General features: G+C 69.9%; 15 protein-coding genes. 9 read left to right on the forward strand and 6 right to left on the reverse strand.

Going from position 1 to position 15,742, the window contains the following annotated elements; translation table 11 throughout:
* The first annotated feature begins 20 nt into the window (after positions 1 to 20).
* Positions 21 to 533 carry a GNAT family N-acetyltransferase gene (locus ACQPZX_RS22240; RefSeq protein WP_433383756.1) on the forward strand — a complete coding sequence of 171 codons (513 nt, stop codon included), beginning with the start codon at positions 21 to 23 and terminating at the stop codon, positions 531 to 533.
* A 230-nt stretch (positions 534 to 763) separates the two neighbouring features.
* Here ACQPZX_RS22240 and ACQPZX_RS22245 read toward each other — a convergent pair whose 3' ends face one another.
* Positions 764 to 1,024, reverse strand: coding sequence for a hypothetical protein (locus ACQPZX_RS22245; RefSeq protein WP_433383758.1), 261 nt, complete (start codon positions 1,022 to 1,024; stop codon positions 764 to 766).
* A gap of 205 nt (positions 1,025 to 1,229) precedes the next feature.
* On the opposite strand from ACQPZX_RS22245, the gene ACQPZX_RS22250 reads away from it, so the two are divergent.
* The 3 genes from ACQPZX_RS22250 to pstS all read left to right on the forward strand — a co-directional run bounded on the left by ACQPZX_RS22250 (position 1,230) and on the right by pstS (position 4,005).
* Positions 1,230 to 1,556, forward strand: coding sequence for a hypothetical protein (locus tag ACQPZX_RS22250; RefSeq protein WP_433383759.1), 327 nt, complete (start codon positions 1,230 to 1,232; stop codon positions 1,554 to 1,556).
* An 89-nt stretch (positions 1,557 to 1,645) separates the two neighbouring features.
* Positions 1,646 to 2,959: a hypothetical protein gene (locus ACQPZX_RS22255; RefSeq protein WP_433383761.1), complete on the forward strand. Its 1,314-nt coding sequence runs from the start codon at positions 1,646 to 1,648 to the stop codon at positions 2,957 to 2,959.
* The gene (gene pstS / locus ACQPZX_RS22260) at positions 2,956 to 4,005 is read left to right on the forward strand and encodes a phosphate ABC transporter substrate-binding protein PstS (protein ID WP_433383763.1); all 1,050 of its coding nucleotides are present in this window, start codon (positions 2,956 to 2,958) and stop codon (positions 4,003 to 4,005) included. Before ACQPZX_RS22255 ends, pstS begins: the two co-directional genes overlap by 4 nt.
* Positions 4,006 to 4,061: 56 nt before the next feature.
* Here pstS and ACQPZX_RS22265 read toward each other — a convergent pair whose 3' ends face one another.
* Positions 4,062 to 4,814 (reverse strand): helix-hairpin-helix domain-containing protein, encoded by a 753-nt coding sequence (locus ACQPZX_RS22265; protein WP_433383765.1) that lies wholly within the window; start codon positions 4,812 to 4,814, stop codon positions 4,062 to 4,064.
* Between the two features lie 275 nt (positions 4,815 to 5,089).
* On the opposite strand from ACQPZX_RS22265, the gene ACQPZX_RS22270 reads away from it, so the two are divergent.
* Positions 5,090 to 5,947 (forward strand): DUF4352 domain-containing protein, encoded by an 858-nt coding sequence (locus tag ACQPZX_RS22270; RefSeq protein WP_433383766.1) that lies wholly within the window; start codon positions 5,090 to 5,092, stop codon positions 5,945 to 5,947.
* Between the two features lie 31 nt (positions 5,948 to 5,978).
* On the opposite strand, the gene ACQPZX_RS22275 is transcribed toward ACQPZX_RS22270, so the two are convergent.
* Both ACQPZX_RS22275 and ACQPZX_RS22280 read right to left on the reverse strand, forming a co-directional pair.
* The gene (locus ACQPZX_RS22275) at positions 5,979 to 6,248 is read right to left on the reverse strand and encodes a GlsB/YeaQ/YmgE family stress response membrane protein (protein WP_433383768.1); all 270 of its coding nucleotides are present in this window, start codon (positions 6,246 to 6,248) and stop codon (positions 5,979 to 5,981) included.
* 23 nt (positions 6,249 to 6,271) lie between these two features.
* Positions 6,272 to 6,649 (reverse strand): YccF domain-containing protein, encoded by a 378-nt coding sequence (locus ACQPZX_RS22280; protein WP_433383769.1) that lies wholly within the window; start codon positions 6,647 to 6,649, stop codon positions 6,272 to 6,274.
* 126 nt (positions 6,650 to 6,775) lie between these two features.
* Between ACQPZX_RS22280 and ACQPZX_RS22285 the strand changes: the two genes are divergently transcribed.
* Positions 6,776 to 10,819 (forward strand): molybdopterin-dependent oxidoreductase, encoded by a 4,044-nt coding sequence (locus ACQPZX_RS22285; protein WP_433383771.1) that lies wholly within the window; start codon positions 6,776 to 6,778, stop codon positions 10,817 to 10,819.
* A gap of 139 nt (positions 10,820 to 10,958) precedes the next feature.
* Here the strand turns inward: ACQPZX_RS22285 and ACQPZX_RS22290 are convergent, their stop codons facing one another.
* A complete protein-coding gene (locus tag ACQPZX_RS22290; RefSeq protein ID WP_433383772.1) occupies positions 10,959 to 11,597 on the reverse strand; it encodes a DUF998 domain-containing protein in 639 nt (212 codons plus the stop codon).
* Positions 11,598 to 11,668: 71 nt separating this feature from the next.
* The gene (locus tag ACQPZX_RS22295; protein ID WP_433383774.1) at positions 11,669 to 12,433 is read right to left on the reverse strand and encodes an alpha/beta fold hydrolase; all 765 of its coding nucleotides are present in this window, start codon (positions 12,431 to 12,433) and stop codon (positions 11,669 to 11,671) included.
* Between the two features lie 106 nt (positions 12,434 to 12,539).
* Between ACQPZX_RS22295 and ACQPZX_RS22300 the strand changes: the two genes are divergently transcribed.
* From ACQPZX_RS22300 to ACQPZX_RS22310, 3 genes are read left to right on the forward strand one after another with little or no spacing between them, the layout of a single operon-like run.
* Positions 12,540 to 13,562, forward strand: a complete 1,023-nt coding sequence (locus tag ACQPZX_RS22300) for a LacI family DNA-binding transcriptional regulator (protein WP_433383776.1) — start codon at positions 12,540 to 12,542, stop codon at positions 13,560 to 13,562.
* A 19-nt stretch (positions 13,563 to 13,581) separates the two neighbouring features.
* On the forward strand, positions 13,582 to 14,868 hold the full coding sequence (locus ACQPZX_RS22305) for an extracellular solute-binding protein (protein ID WP_433383778.1): 1,287 nt from the start codon (positions 13,582 to 13,584) through the stop codon (positions 14,866 to 14,868).
* Complete coding sequence (locus tag ACQPZX_RS22310; RefSeq protein ID WP_433383780.1) at positions 14,865 to 15,740, forward strand: carbohydrate ABC transporter permease; 876 nt, start codon at positions 14,865 to 14,867, stop codon at positions 15,738 to 15,740. The genes ACQPZX_RS22305 and ACQPZX_RS22310 overlap by 4 nt, the downstream gene beginning before the upstream one ends.
* Positions 15,741 to 15,742 lie beyond the last annotated feature (2 nt).

Below are 15,742 nucleotides of genomic sequence, written 5' to 3' on the forward strand. Positions count from 1 at the left end.
TCCTGATGCAAGATCGGTTGATGGAGGAATTGCGGCTGCGGCCCCTCGAGTTCGACGATTGGCCGGCCGTGCACGACTGGGCCAGGCTGCTCGACTCCTGCCGGTATCAGGCGTGGGGGCCGAACACCGAGGCCGAGACGCAGTCGTATGTGCGGGAGGCGTCGCGGCTCTGGCACCAGCGGCCGCAGACGAGCTTCCCGCACGTCGTCCTCGCCGGCGGTGAGGTGCTCGGGATCGCCGACCTGCACCTGCGCGGGAACGGGCAGGGCGAGATCGGGTACGGGATCCATCCGCGCGCCTGGGGGCGGGGCCTGGCCACGGCCGCGGCCCGCGAGCTGCTGCGGATCGCGTTCGAGGAGCACCAGCTGCATCGGGTGTACGGCACTTGCGACCCGCGCAACACCGGCTCGGCCCGGGTTCTGACCAAGATCGGCATGACCCACGAGGGCCGCCTGCGCGAGACCATCCTGATCCGCGACGGCTGGCGAGACTCCGACCTCTACGCGATCCTCGACCGCGAATGGCGGCCTTGACGTGCCTGCCTGACTGCACGCGCCGGCCTGGCTGCACCAGCTGGCCTGACTGCACGCGCTGGCCTGACTGCACGCGCTGGCCTGACTGCACGCGCTGGCCTGACTGCACGCGCGGGCCTGACTGCACGCGCGGGCCTGACTGCACGCGCGGGCCTCGGCTGGGCGCGTTGTGTTGACTGGATGTGTTGACGTGTTGACTGCATCAATGTTGACGAGTCAACACGTTCGCGTCAGAGGCGCGGCTCATGCTCCGCGTACGGGTGGCGCAAGCTCAGCGGTGGCTCGCTCAGCGCGCGCGTCATCCGATCGGCGTAACGTTCCGCGATCGTGATGCTGTCCAGGGCGATCGTCCGCCGCCCGCCCGGGGTGATCGTGCCGCCGGGTCGTAGTCGCTCGCGGATCTCCCGCATCGCTGCCAGATGGTCGTCCAGCAGGTTCAGCACGAAGGCGGAGAGATCGGCCCCGGCTACGGGTTCAACTTCGAGCGTCATGATCGGCGGCTCCCGGATCGTTGCTTGGCACGGCCCCATTCTCGTGAGCCACGAGCGGCGCCCCACCCATCTTCGTGCAAGACTGCCCCGGAGGAGGGATGTCTCCAGTTTCCCGAGCAATCCGCGACACACCTCCTTCACGGGGGATGAATCTGCGTCGTAAGGTGGTCCGGCGGCTGAACGCACGGTAACGAAGGGTGACCCGATGCGCGGCTCTGTGCTGGAAGTGCGGACGAGCGCCGACGGGAGCGTGGTGATCGCTCCGCACGGCGTCGTGGGTCTGGACAACGCGGTCGAGCTTCGGCAGGTGCTGGTGCACACGGTGCGCCGCGTGCGGCCGTTGCGCCTGATCCTGGACCTCGCCGATGTCCCCGAGTTGGATCCGATCAACGTCGGCTCGGTGGCCGCCGCGTGCGACCTCGGCGACGATCTGCAGGTGGCTGTGTTCGTGCACAACCCGCTTCCGATTCTCGCCGAGCAGTTGACGGCGGCCGGCGTTCCGCAGCAAAGACTTCGCCATTCCATGTCGTAAACCTGAACAGCAAGTGGCCTCCGGGTTAACGGGCAGGAATTTGATCTCCCGTTGATTCCGGAATTGCCGCGGTGCATTACCGTGACGCCGTGCCCGCAGTTATAGAGGCGACCAGAACAATGGCTCGCCGGGCCGTGCGCCCCGAGACTCCCGCCCGTTTACGCCTCTGGGTCGCCGTCACGGTGGTCACCGCCGCCGCGTTGCTCGCCACCCTGAGCCTGCTCATGGCCCGGGTCCAGGAACAGGTCCGGATCATCGGCGACGAGGCCGCGCCGCAGGCCGCGACCGCCGCCGACCTCTACTTCGCGCTCAGCGACATGGACGCGCAGGTCGCCCGGATGGTGCTGACCGGCGGCGACGACGCGCTGGCCGGGACGCAGATCGACGCCCTCGGGACCTACCAGGAGCGCAGCCGCCAGGTCGACGCCGACCTGCAGAAGTCGCTGACCACCTCGAGCACCGCCGCCGACCGGGCCGCCGTGCTGACCCTCCTCGATCACCTGGCCGTCTATCGCGAGCGGGTGTGGCAGACGCTGACCGCGGGGGATGCGGCGGCCGGGTTCTACACGCAGGCGACGAACGTTCTGCACCTCGATCTGCTGCCGGCGGCCCAGGCGCTCAAGGATGCGAGCGAGAAACGGCTTGATGACGCGTACGCGGGCAAGAAGGTCACCCAGGTCCTGGCCGTGACGTGCGCGCTCGTGCTGGGGATCGCCCTGCTGATCCTGCTTCTGACGCTGCAGGTGTGGCTGGCGCGGCGGTTCCGGCGGGTGTTCAGCCCGGCGCTGCTGGTCGCGACGGTGCTGACCGTGTTGCTGATCGTGCCGGCCATCGCGGTGCTGGTGCTGCAGGGTCAGCGGCTGGGCGAGGCGCGCGACGAAAGTTTGTCGCCGTTCCTGGCGCTGTCGCAGGCGCGGGCGATCAGCTACGACGCGGCGGCCGACACGAGCCGCTACCTGATCAGCGAGAACCTGGCGTACTACGACGACGACTTCAAGAAGAAGGCCGCCTGCCTTGTTAACGGCGATTCGTGTGAGGTGTCGCTGCCGGTCGTGGCCGGCGGGCCGGACGTGAGCCCGTTCGACGCGGAGCAGGTTGCCTCGCGATGGCAGGCCTACCAGAAGGACCACCAGAAGATCATCGCGCTGGCCGCCGCGGGCAAGAAGGACGAAGCCGTCGGGGTGTTAACCGGGATTCGCCGCGGCGACGCGGCGTTCGACTTCACCTACTTCGACGCCGCGGTGGGCGAAATCGCGGACGAGCGACAGGCGGATTTCGATCAGGCGATGGATGACACGTCGACGCTGCTGACGGGGTGGGCGGTCATCCCGCTCGTGGTGATGGGGCTGGTGATCGTGCTCGTGCCGGTGGCGGTTCGTAAGCGGTTTGCGGAGTACCGATGAGAGCTTTGCGTTTTGCCGGAGTCGCGCTGCTGATGCTGGCCGCGGCGGGGTGCGACAGCGCGTCGCCGGCCACGGCCGCGCCGATCTCGTGCGCGGCAGGGGAGGTGGCCGGGCAGGGGTCGTCGGCGCAGGCCAACGCGGTCAGCGCGTGGATCAAGAACTACCAGGTCAGCTGCGCCGACTCGACCGTGTCGTATGCGAGCGTGGGATCCGGCGCCGGCGTCACGGCGTTCGTCGGCGGGACCGGGGACTTCGCCGGGAGCGACTCACCGCTGTCCGCTGCCGATCAGCCCCGCGCGGCGGCCCGGTGTGGTTCGGCGGCGATCCATCTGCCGATGGTGGTGGGCCCGATCGCGCTCGCCTACAACATCGCCGGCGTCGACAACCTGCAACTGCGCCCGGACACGATCGCGCGGATCTTCAACGGGCGCATCCCGGCCTGGAACGATCCAGAGATCCGCCGCGACAATCCCGATGTCGCGCTGCCGTCCACGCCGATCCGGACGGTCCACCGCTCGGACAACTCGGGGACCACCGACAACTTCACGAAATTCCTGGCGGCGACGGCGGGCGGGAATTGGTCGTACGGCAGCGGCAGCAGCTGGAAAGCGCCCGGCGGCATCGCCCAGAAGGGCAGCAACCGGGTGGTGTCCACGATCGAGCGCTCCGACGGCGCGATCGGGTACGTCGAGGCTTCGTACGCACGTTTCCACAACTTGCCGACCGCGTCGGTGGGAAACGCGGCGGGAAGTTTCGCGCCGCTCACCGACGAGGCCGCCGCGCGGATGATCAGCGGGGCGCAGCTGGCCGGCACCGGCGGCGACCTCAGGCTCCAGATCGACTACCGGGCCGCCGCGGCCGACGCCTACCCGTTGGTGCTGGTCACCTACGAGATCGTGTGCAAGACCGGCACCTCTCCACTGACCAAGAGCTTCTTCGCGTACGCCTCGAGCACGGCCGGCCAGGAGGCGGCGACGCGACTGGGGTACGCGCCGCTGCCGGAAGCGCTGCGGGAGAAGGTGGCGGGGGCGGTGGCTGCCCTGTGAGGGGTGCCGTTTCCGCCCGAATCACTCGTTAGAGATCCGCCGGAACACGAAAGGTTCTAGTTGCTGGTGTCGACCATCTGCTTGGCGCGCTCGGGCCAGGTCGAGATGGCGGCGGTGGCGCGCATGCCGGAGGCGGCGAGGGCCGCGCGGATGGCGCTCTCGTCGGAGTCGGCGAGCTGGCGGTAGGTGGTGATGCCGGCGGTGGAGAGGGCGGCCGCCGCTTTCGGGCCGATGCCGGCGATCTTGGTGAGGTTGTCGACCTGGGAGACCGCGACGGGCTCCCCGGCGGCCGGCTCGGCGACGAGCGGCCCGGTGATGACGGGCTCGGCGACGACCGGGGCGGCGACGACGGGCTCAGCGATGACGGGCTCGGCGATGACGGGCTCGGCCACAACCGGAGCGGCGACGACGGGCTCGGGCGCGGTGGCCGGCTCGGGGTCGGCTGCGGCGGTGACGAGCTCGGGCTCCGCGGCGGGGACGACCGGCTCGGTGTCGGCGACGGGCTCCGGCTCGACGACCGGCTCAGCGGCGGCAACCGGCTCGGGCTCGCTGACGGCGACGGGCTCCGGCTCGGCCGCGATCGGCGTGGCCTCTTCGGCGGCCTCGGCCTTCGCGGTCGGCTCGGTTTCGACGACGGCGGCGGTCGCGGCCGGGGTGGCCTCCGGGGCCGACTCGGTCTTCGCGGCTTCCGGAGCGGACGGGACGGACTCGGTCGGGGCGGCCTGCGAGCCGGCGCGGAGTCCCCGCAGGAACCAGCCGCCGAGCAGGCCGATCACCAGCCCGAGGACCAGATAAAGGAACGAAGCCATAGAGGGCCTCCGGACAATGAGAGCTGAGAATGTAGCGCGCAGCTTCGCACATCACTTTCCGTGCGCACCACGAGGGTGCCGTCCGAGCCGAACCCTGCCCAATGGACGGTCACTCCGCACCCCATCGGTGACCTTAAGTGCAGTCCCGTTGACTGAACGTCGGTCACCCCGGCCCGTCCGGTCGACTCCGCATGCACCGCGAACGTCGTTGGGTGGTTGCGCGGCCCGCACCGGTCCGCGCCGTCCACCACCGGCCTGCAACGGAGTCCACTCGCATGTCCTACGACGCGAACCAGCGCAGCCCCTACGGCCAGCAGCCCCACCAGCCGCCGTTCAGCCAGCCGGCCTACGGCCAGCCGCACCCGGCCGCCCGCCCCGGTGTGCCTCCGCAGCCGGGCGCCGACCCCTACGCGCCGCCGCAGGCCGCCGACCCGTACGCGCCGCCGCAGGCCGCCGACCCCTACGCGCCGCCGCAGCCTTACGGCCGGCCTCCGGGCGAGTCGATGCCGCCGGCCGATCCCTATGCGCCACCGCAGCCGTACGCGTCGCCCTCGCAATTTTCGCAGCAGCCACCGCAACTTTCCCCGCGCAAGAAGCCGAAGTGGCCCTGGATCCTCGGCGGCATCATCCTGGCCGGCGTTCTCGGCTGCGCGGGCCTGTTCGCCTTCGTTCTCGGCGGCACCGGCGCCGCCCTCAACCAGCTGGACGGCAACTCCAAGGGCAAGAACGCCGCCGAGGGCAAGATGAACGCTCCCATCGCCGACGGGACCTTCGAGTTCACCGTCACCGGCATGAAGTGCGGCGTGGCCGAGGTCGGCGACGACGTGCTCAACCAGCAGGCGCAGGGCCAGTACTGCCTCATCGACGTCTCGGTGAAGAACGTCGGCAAGTCGGCCGCGATGTTCACCGACATCTCGCAGACCGCCTTCGACGCCGGCGGCAACCAGTATTCGGCCGACTCGGGCGCCGGCGTCTACGCGAACAAGGATTCCTCGACCTTCCTCCAGCAGATCAATCCCGGCAACACGGTGAAGGGCCGGCTCGTCTTCGACGTTCCGCCCGCCGCGAAGCTGACATCGATAGTGCTGCACGAATCGATGTTCTCGGCCGGGGTCAAGATCCCGCTCTCGTAAGAGATGCTCTATCTCCCGAAAGAGGCGGCACTCAGGAGCGGCGCCTGCTCCCGAGGCCCTCGACCAGCGCCACGCCGCCGGCCGCCAGCGCGATCTGCAGGATCAGCTCGATCCAGTCGATGCCGTCGGTGTCGTCGACGCCGATGGCCGCGGCGATGAACGTGCCGATCAGGGCGGCCACGATGCCGATCAGCAGGGTGAGCCAGAAGCCGATCTTCTGCTTGCCGGGCAGCACCAGGCGGCCCAGCGCGCCGATGATGAGGCCGATGACGATGGCTGTGAAGATGCCGGAGATTTCCATGACGTCCTCCCGCAGGTTGACCGTTAGTCGAGGTCGACGATTTCTCTGCCCAGCGGCCAGAACGCCACCGGGACCAGCTTGAAGTTGGCGATGCCGAACGGGATGCCGATGATGGTCAGGCACTGGGCGATGCCGGTGATCAGGTGGGTGAGGGCGAGCCACCAGCCGGCGACGATCACCCAGATGACGTTGCCGATGCCGGAGGCCACGCCGGCGCCGGGGCGACTTACCACAGTGCGACCGAACGGCCACAAAGAGTAGACCGCCAGGCGCAGCGAGGCTATGCCGAACGGGATGGTCACGATGAGCACGAAACAGATCAGCGCGGCGAGGCCGTAGGCGATGGCCAGCAGGAAGCCGCTGCCGAAGATGAACCACAGAACGTTCAGAATCAACCTCACGTAGTAATCATGACCCCTGGGCGCCAGGGCGATCACATCCGCCGCAGGCGAAAGGTGAGAGCCGGGTAACGCCTCGCGCACAGAGGATTGACCCCTGCGAAACGGCGCTCACTTAGTTTCGTTCCTGTGGGAAACAGCGTGGCCGCGCAGGTCAGGACCGTCTGCGGGTACTGCGGCGTCGGCTGCGGACTGATACTCGACGTCGAGCGGAACCCCGAGGGGCGCCGCGTCGCGGTCAAGGCGCGCGGTGACCGGGATCATCCGGCCAACGCGGGACGCCTGTGCACGAAGGGCGCGACCAGCGCCGAGATGCTCTCCGCGCCGGGCCGGCTGTCGACGGCGCTGTTCCGCGCCGAGCGCGAAAGCACCCCCACGCCGATGGGCCTGCGCGAGGCGGTCCAGGTCACGGCCGCGAAACTGCGCGAAATCATCGACGAGTACGGGCCGGACGCGCTCGCCCTCTACGTGTCGGGGCAGATGACGCTGGAGGCGCAGTACCTGGCGAACAAGCTGGCGAAGGGGTTCATCGGCACCAACCAGATCGAGTCGAACTCGCGGCTGTGCATGGCGAGCGCGGGCACCGGCTACAAGCTCTCGCTGGGCGCCGACGGGCCGCCCGGCTCCTACGACGACCTGGACCACGCGGACGTCTTCTTCGTCATCGGCGCGAACATGGCCGACTGCCACCCGATCCTGTTCCTGCGGATGATGGAGCGGGTCAAGGCAGGCGCGAAGTTAATCGTCGTTGACCCCCGGCGCAGCGCGACCGCCGACAAGGCCGACCTGTTCCTGCCGATCCGGCCCGGCACCGACCTGGCGCTGCTCAACGGCCTGCTGCACCTGCTGGTCGAGAACGGCGACATCGACGCGGAGTTCATCGCGGCGTACACGTCGGGCTGGGAGGCGATGCCCGATTTCCTGGCGGACTATCCGCCGGACCGCGTCGCCGAGCTGACCGGGCTGCCCGAGGAGGGAATCCGGCGGGCGGCCGAGTGGATCGGCGCGGCCGGCAACTGGGTGACGCTGTGGACGATGGGCCTCAACCAGAGCACCCACGGGACGTGGAACACCAACGCCGTATGCAACCTGCATCTCGCGACGGGCGCGATCTGCCGTACGGGCAGCGGGCCGCTCTCGCTGACCGGCCAGCCGAACGCGATGGGCGGCCGGGAGATGGGCTACATGGGCCCGGGCCTGCCCGGCCAGCGGTCGGTGCTGGTGCCGGCGGACCGGGAGTTCGTCGAGAACGCGTGGGGGCTCGAGGCCGGGACGCTGCGCACCGACGTCGGCAAGGGCACGGTCGAGATGTTCGAGCGAATGGCCGCGGGCGAGATCAAGGCCTGCTGGATCATCTGCACCAACCCGGTGGCCTCGGTGGGCAACCGCCGTACGGTGATCGCCGGCCTGGAGGCCGCCGAGCTGGTCATCACGCAGGACGCCTACGCGGAGACCGAGACCAACGCGTACGCCGACATCGCGCTGCCCGCGGCGATGTGGTCCGAGGCCGACGGCATCATGATCAACTCGGAGCGGAGCCTCACGCTCGTGCACGCGGCCGTGGATCCGCCGGGCGAGGCCCTGCCGGACTGGCAGCTCATCGCGATGGTCGCGCGGGAGATGGGGTACGGCGAGGCTTTCGCGTACGAGTCGGCGGCGGAGATCCTCGAGGAGATCAAGCAGTTCTGGAACCCGCAGACCGGCTACGACCTGCGCGGGGTCTCGTACGAGCGGCTCGCCGACGGGCCGGTGCAGTGGCCCTTTCCGCCCTCCGCGCCGGCGCGAAACCCGATTCGCTACCGCAACGACGGCGTGAGCCAGCCGTTGCGCGTGAACGAGGACGGCACGGAACCGGCGTTGACTTTCGCCACCGAGTCCGGGCGGGCGGTGTTTCACGCGCGGACGTTCCTGCCCGCGGCCGAGTTACCGGACGACGATTTCCCTTTTGTGCTCAACACCGGGCGGGTGCAGCACCAGTGGCACACGCTCACCAAGACCGGCAAGGTCGGCAAGCTCACGAAACTCAACCCCGGGCCGTTCGTGGAGGTCAACCCGGCCGACGCGCGAGCGCTGGGCGTCGCGGATGGCGACCCGCTCGAGGTGGCGTCCCGGCGCGGCCGGGCGGTGCTGCCGGCGGTGGTGACCGACCGGGTGATGCCCGGAAACTGTTTCGCGCCGTTCCACTGGAACGACCTGTTCGGCGAGTACGTGTCGGTCAACGCGGTCACGAACGACGCGGTCGACCCGTTGTCTTTCCAACCGGAGCTGAAAGTTTGCGCGGTTTCGCTGACGCCGGCCGCGGTCCCGGCAGCGGTCCCGGCAGCGGTCCCGGCAGCGGTGCTCCTCGAACCTGAGAAACCGGCCGGGGTCGATCTGTTGCGCGGCGTCCTCGGTCTTCCCGTGGCGCCGACGCTCGACGAGTCGCAGCGGCACTACCTCGCCGGATTCCTCAGCGCGGTCGGGGCACTTTCCGCCGACATCGCTCCGCCGGTGCTGCCGGCCAACGCGCCGTTCGGCCCCTCCGCCGCGGCATGGGTGAACGGGCTGCTCGCGGGTGCTTCACACTCCGTACGCGAAAGGCTTGTGGAAAGAACGGACTTGGCGCCGGCCCGGAGTCTGCAGGTGCTCTGGGCCTCTCAGACGGGCAATGCCGAGGACTTCGCGCAGGCGGTGGGGCGGCGACTGGCCGATGCGGGCCGGCCGGCCACGCTGCGCGGGATGGACGCGTCGGCGGTCGAGCTGCTGGACGCCGACGCCGACCTGCTGATCGTGACGAGCACGTTCGGCGACGGGGAGGCGCCCGACAACGGCGCCGGGTTCTGGGATTCGCTGACCGGCGTGGACGCGCCACGGCTCGACGGACGCCGCTTCGCCGTGCTCGCCCTCGGGGACTCCAGCTACGACGACTTCTGCGGGCACGGGCGACGCCTCGACGAGCGGCTCGCCGAGCTCGGCGCGGTCCGGCTCACGCCGCGCGTCGACTGCGAACCTGACTTCGAGGAGGACGCGCACGGCTGGCTCGAACAGGTCGTCGTCGCGCTCACCGCGCCGGTCGCCGCGCCCGTTCCACAACCCACCCGCGCCGCGCCGTTAACCGCGATTCTCTGTGGGAACGAGCTGCTCAGCGGGCCCGGCTCGGCCAAGGAGGTGCGGCAGTTCACCTTCGACACCGGCGGGCGCCTCGACTACGCGGCCGGCGACGCGCTGGGCATCTGGCCGTCGAACTCGCCCGACCTGGTCGGTGAATGGCTCACCGTCACCGGCCTGCGCGCCGACCAGGCCGTGTCGGTCGACAAGCTGGGCGAGCGCGAGCTGAGCGCGGCTCTGCGCAGCGACCTGGACATCACCCGGATCACGCCGGACCTGCTGCGCTTCCTCGCCGAGCGGGCCGGCGACCCGTTCCTCAAGACACTGCTGCGCCCCGATAACAAGGGCGAGCTCGCGAAATGGATGTGGGGCCGGCAGGCCGCCGACCTGATCGCCGAGTATCCCGTGCGCGCCGCCGCCCAGGAGTGGGTCGACGTGCTGAAACGGCTGCAGCCACGGCTGTACTCCATCTCCTCTACGCCACTGACCGACCCGCACCGGGTGAGCCTCACCGTCTCGGTGGTGCGTTTCGACAACCACCGCGGCGTCTCCCGCAAGGGCGTCTGCTCGTCGTTCCTGGCCGACACCGCCGACGAGGTCCCCGTTTTCGTGCAACGATCGCCGCACTTCCGCCCGCCTGCCGACCCCTCGACCCCGATGATCATGGTCGGGCCCGGAACCGGTGTCGCGCCGTTCGTCGGCTTCCTCCGCGAGCGCCAGGCCCGCGGCGCGACCGGCCCGAACTGGTTGTTCTTCGGCGAGCAGCGCAGCGACTCCGACTTCTACTACGCCGACGAGCTCGCGGCGCTGCAGACCTCGGGCGTGCTCAGCCGCCTCGATCTGGCCTTCTCCCGCGACCAGCGCAGCAAGGTCTACGTCCAGGACCGGATGCGCGAGCACGGCGCCCACCTGTGGTCGTGGCTGCAGGACGGCGCCCACCTCTACGTCTGCGGCGACGCGAGCCGCATGGCCCGCGACGTGGACCAGGCGCTGCGCGACATCGCCGCCACTCACGGCCGGGTCGACCCCGACGCTTATGTGAAGCAGCTTTCGGCCGAGAAGCGATACGCCCGCGACGTGTACTGAGGCGCGGCTGAAGCAGAATGGCGCCCGGCGCGGCGCAGGGCTGATCGGATGTCGCCGGCGCCCTTTGGCGGGCCGCCGCCGGGTCAGCGCGGCTTCGGGCGCGGTCCGGGGTCAGCACGGCGTCGCGCGCGGTCCGGGGTCAGCACGGCGTCGGGCGCCGTGCGCTCGGTGCATCGGCCATCGCGCGGGACCAGGCGGCCAGCGTGGCGATCAGCGCGACGTCGAGGGCGACCACGCCGCGCTCGACCAGGCCGGCCGCGCCGCTTCCGTCGTGCAGCAGGAACGCCGCGGCGAACGGCGTCGCGCAGGCCAGGCTGGCCGCCGCGAGCAGGCCGGCGGTCACCGCGAAGGCCCGCCATCGCGCAGCCCGCCGGAAACGCCACCACAGCAACGCTCCCAGCGCCGGCAGGCTCACGAAGTTGATCGTGGCGCACGCCTTGTGCACCTCGCCGTACCAGGTCCCGGCCGCGCCGAGCGGATCCTTCAGGAACACGGTGAGCCCGAGCAGGCTCACACACCAGATGACCAGCAACGCCGTCTCCGCGCCCACGCGCAGCAGCCCCCGCCGCGCCATACCGGCGCCCAGCAATGCCGTCGCCGCGTTCGCGCACAACAGCGCGAGCACGAACAGCACGCCGAGCCCGGCCGAGCGGACCGGATACTCCGACAGCGTCTCGCGTACCGGATCCACCCCGCCCGCGTCCGGCAGGCAGTGCAGCGCCAGCAGCACGACCACCGCGATCCCGCCCAGGACCGGCCCCCGCTCGATCTCCCTCATGGAGCCCAGCCAACACGGCCGCGGCGGCCCGCACAGTCAGGGCAGCGGGCCGTTGCCGCCGGGGGTTACCCCTACCTGTCCAGGAAGTCGACGAGGAACGGCAACGTCCGCGCGAGCGGGCCCGGGTCGCCGGCCGCGGCCAGCTCGCCCAGGTAGTCGCCGTGATTGCCCGGCACGATCAGCAAGCGGGCATCCGGGATCAGGCCCGCCAGCTCCACGGTGTGCTCGCGGCGCACCACGTCCTGGTCGGCCGCCACGACCAGGGTCGGCGCCGCGATCGAGGCCAGCAGGCTGTCCGGGAAGTCCCGGAAGCCGGTCAGCATCAGCTCGCGGTCCAGGTGGAACATCCGCTCGGCGTGCGCCGGATCGCCGCTCACCGCGAGGTCCGCCTCGCGGTACGGCGCCGGCAGGTCGGCGAAGGTCCCCGCCGCCATCCCGTCCCAGAAGCCCTCGATCATCCCGGAACGCCGGAACGGCGCGGACGCCGCCACCAGCCGGCGAACGGCCACCGGATGCCGCGCGGCGAGCTGCATGGCGACCTGCCCGCCGTTGCTGAAGCCGAGCACGTCGATCGGCCCGATGTTCAGCTCCTGAAGCAGCGCCGCGACGCCGTCGGCCGATCCCTCGAACGAAGCGGGCTTGTCGCCGGCGGTGGTGCGGCCGTGCCCTTGCAGCTCGACGGCGAGGATGCGCCGGGAATCGTCCAGGGCGGGGATCAGCCGCCCCCAGTTGGACTCGATCGTGGAGCCACCGCCGTGGATCAGCAACAGCGGATGCTGGACGCCCTGGCCGTGCCACTCGTAGTAGAGCGGCAGGCCGGCGGAAGAGAAGCTCACGGCGGCCAGCATACGGATCAACCAATATGGCTCCTCCGTTTGCGGGGTCGTTCAAACCGGTTTAACGTCTGCGTTCAAACCGGTTTAGTACCGCGCGGAGGTGGCGATGACCAGGTCGGATCGGCCGACGATCCGGGATGTGGCGCGGGCCGCCGGCGTGTCGAAGGGGACGGTTTCCTTCGCCCTCAACGGGCGGCCGGGGGTCGCCGCCGAGACGCGGCAGCGGATCCTCGACGCCGCCGAGGCTCTCGGGTGGACACCCAGCCACCAGGGGCGCGCGCTGTCCGTCTCGCGGGCCTTCGCGGTGGGCATCGTGCTCGCGCGGCCGCCCGAGCTGCTCGGGGCCGACCCGTTCTTCCCGGCCTTCATCGCGGGCGTCGAGCGGACCCTCTCGGAGCGCGGGCAGGCGCTCGTCCTGCAGGTGGTGCCGGACGACGAGGAAGAGGCGGGTTACCGGCGGCTTGCCGACGCCAAGCGGGTCGACGGGGTCTTCCTGCTCGACCTGCGCGTCCACGACCCGCGGATCGCGCTGCTGCGCGAGCTGAAAATGCCGGCCGTGACCATCGCCCGGCCCGACCTGCCCAGCGACTTCCCGGCGCTGCTCGTCGACGATCGGCCGGGAATAGCCGCCGCCGTGCGACACCTGGTCGAGCTGGGACACCGGCGGATCGCCCACGTCGCCGGGCCGGCCCGGTTCCTGCACGGGACCGTCCGGCGGCTGGCCTGGGAACAGGCGCTCGGCGAAGCCGGCCTGCCCGCCGACGCGGTGGTGGAGGCCGACTTCTCCGCGGCCGGCGGCGCCCAGGCCACACGCGAGCTGCTGACCTCCGACCCGAGACCGACCGCGATCGTCTACGCCAACGACCTGATGGCCATCGCCGGGCTGAGCGTCGCACTGGAGCACGGCGTCGCCGTCCCGGCCCAGCTCTCCGTCACCGGCTTCGACAACACCGAACTGGCGGGCTATGTGGCTCCGCCGTTAACGAGCGTTCGCACCGACCCGTACCTGTGGGGCCGGGAAGCCGCCACGGCGCTTCTCGACCTCATCGCGGGCGCAGCCGGGGGTGACATCCCCGTTCCGCCCACCGAGCTCGTCATCCGAGCGTCGACGGCGGCGCCGCCGTCCTGAGAAACAACGAGGAGACACCGTGAAACGCACCCTCCCGGCAGTCCTGCTGTCCCTCACCGTCCCCCTCGCCCTCGTCGCCGGCTGTGACGGCGGCGGCGGTGGCGACGCCAAGAAGGCCAACGCCGCCACCGGCCCGATCACCGTCTGGCTCTCCAACAACCAGGAGGAGGTGGCCTGGGGCAAGGCCATGGTCGAGGCCTGGAACGCCCAGCACGCCGACCAGAAGATCACCGCGCAGGAGATCCCGGCGGGCAAGAGCTCCGAGGAGGTCATCGGGGCCGCGATCACGGCCGGCAACGCGCCCTGCCTCATCTTCAACACGTCGCCGGCCGCGGTGCCGCAGTTCCAGAAGCAGGGCGGCCTCGTCGCTCTGGACACGTTCGACGGCGGCGCGCAGTACATCGCCGATCGCACCGGCGACACGGCCGAGCAGTACAAGTCGCCGGACGGAAAGTTCTACCAAATGCCGTGGAAGTCCAACCCGGTGATGATCTTCTACAACAAGGACCTGTTCGCGAAGGCGGGGCTCGACCCCGAGAAGCCCGCGCTCTCCACCTACGATGAATTCCTCGCCGCCGCCCGCAAGATAAAGGCGGCCAAGGCCGCGCCGTTCGCCATCTACCCGGCGCCGACCAGCGAATTCTTCCAGTCCTGGTTCGATTTCTATCCGCTGTTCGCGGCCGAGACCGGCGGCAAGCAGCTGGTGGAGGACAACAAGGCGCAGTTCAACTCGCCCGAGGGGCAGAAGGTCGCGGCGTTCTGGAAGACGCTGTACGACGAGGGCCTGGCCGCCAAGGAGCAGTACAACGGCGACTCGTTCGCCGACAAGAAGGCCGCCATGGCGATCGTGGGACCGTGGGCGATCGCGGTTTATGGCGACAAAGTGAAATGGGGCGCGGCGCCGGTGCCGACGTCGACCAAGAAGGACAAAGTCGAGACGTTCAGCGATGCGAAGAACGTGGCGATGTACAGCGCCTGCCAGAACCGGGCCACCGCCTGGGAGGTGCTGAAGTTCGCCACCAGCAAGGACCAGGACGGCGCGCTGCTCACCAAGACCGGCCAGATGCCGTTGCGCAAGGACCTCCAGACCGCCTATCCGGACTACTTCGCCAAGAACCCGGCCTACGCCCAGTTCGCCGACCAGGCGGCGCGGACCGTCGAGGTGCCCAACGTTCCCAATTCCGTCGCGATCTGGCAGACCTTCCGCGACGCGTACTCGGAATCGGTGATCTTCGGTAAGAAGCCGGTCGCCGATGCCTTCTCCGGCGCCGCGCAGAAGGTCGACCAACTCGCCAGCGGCTCATGACGAGGGTGCTCGGGCGCCACCCGGTCGGCATGATTCTGGCGGCGCCCTACGCCGTGTACATCGCGATTGTGTTCGCGTACCCGTTCGGTTTCGCGGTCTGGATGAGCTTCCACGACTACTTCTTCGCCGCGCCGGGCGCCATTGTCGACCATCCGTTCGTCGGCCTCGACAACTACCGCGCGGTGGTGACCGACCCGGCCGTGCGACAGGCTTTCCGCAACATTGTCGTGTTCCTCGTCATCAACGTGCCGCTCACGACGGCCCTCGCGCTGGTGCTGGCGGTCGCGCTCAACCGGGTGGTCCACGCCCGGGCGTTCCTGCGGGTCGCTTTCTACGTCCCGTACGTGACGGCGAGCGTGGCCGTGGTGGGCGTCTGGCTGTTCCTCTTCAATTCCGACGGCCTGGTCAACCAGGTGCTCGGCCCGCTCGCGCCGGACCCGTCGTGGCTGGTCAACGAGAGCCTGGCCATGCCGGTCATCGCGATTTTCGTGACCTGGAAGCAATTGGGCTTCTTCATCCTGCTGTATCTGGCCGCGCTGCAGAACGTGCCGAAGGAACTGTACGAATCGGCCGCGGTGGACGGCGCGTCGGCGTGGAACCGCTTCTGGTCGGTGACCGTTCCGGCGGTCCGCCCGGCGACCGCGCTCGTCGTGATCGTGGCGCTGATCACCGGCGCCAACCTGTTCACCGAGCCGTACCTGCTGACCGGGGGCGGCGGCCCGAACGGCGCGTCCGCCTCGCCGGTGCTGGTGATGTACCAGCGCGGCATTCAGCAGGGCGAGCCCGACTTCGCCGCGGCCATCGGAGTGCTTCTCATCATCGGGGTGCTCGTCGTGGCGTACGTGAATCGCCGTCTCATCGAAAGGGACTGAGC

It is taken from the genome of Actinoplanes sp. CA-142083, assembly GCF_050942195.1.
In the GTDB taxonomy this organism is placed as follows: domain Bacteria; phylum Actinomycetota; class Actinomycetes; order Mycobacteriales; family Micromonosporaceae; genus Actinoplanes.

Excerpts from the sequence above, each read along its gene's own strand:
- pstS (WP_433383763.1), top strand. The coding sequence starts at position 2,956 with ATGAGAGCTTTGCGTTTTGCCGGAGTCGCGCTGCTGATGCTGGCCGCG.
- ACQPZX_RS22250 (WP_433383759.1), top strand. The coding sequence starts at position 1,230 with ATGCGCGGCTCTGTGCTGGAAGTGCGGACGAGCGCCGACGGGAGCGTG.
- ACQPZX_RS22240 (WP_433383756.1), top strand. The coding sequence starts at position 21 with ATGGAGGAATTGCGGCTGCGGCCCCTCGAGTTCGACGATTGGCCGGCC.
- ACQPZX_RS22275 (WP_433383768.1), bottom strand. The coding sequence starts at position 6,248 with ATGGAAATCTCCGGCATCTTCACAGCCATCGTCATCGGCCTCATCATC.
- ACQPZX_RS22290 (WP_433383772.1), bottom strand. The coding sequence starts at position 11,597 with ATGAGGGAGATCGAGCGGGGGCCGGTCCTGGGCGGGATCGCGGTGGTC.
- ACQPZX_RS22270 (WP_433383766.1), top strand. The coding sequence starts at position 5,090 with ATGTCCTACGACGCGAACCAGCGCAGCCCCTACGGCCAGCAGCCCCAC.
- ACQPZX_RS22245 (WP_433383758.1), bottom strand. The coding sequence starts at position 1,024 with ATGACGCTCGAAGTTGAACCCGTAGCCGGGGCCGATCTCTCCGCCTTC.
- ACQPZX_RS22265 (WP_433383765.1), bottom strand. The coding sequence starts at position 4,814 with ATGGCTTCGTTCCTTTATCTGGTCCTCGGGCTGGTGATCGGCCTGCTC.
- ACQPZX_RS22310 (WP_433383780.1), top strand. The coding sequence starts at position 14,865 with ATGACGAGGGTGCTCGGGCGCCACCCGGTCGGCATGATTCTGGCGGCG.
- ACQPZX_RS22300 (WP_433383776.1), top strand. The coding sequence starts at position 12,540 with ATGACCAGGTCGGATCGGCCGACGATCCGGGATGTGGCGCGGGCCGCC.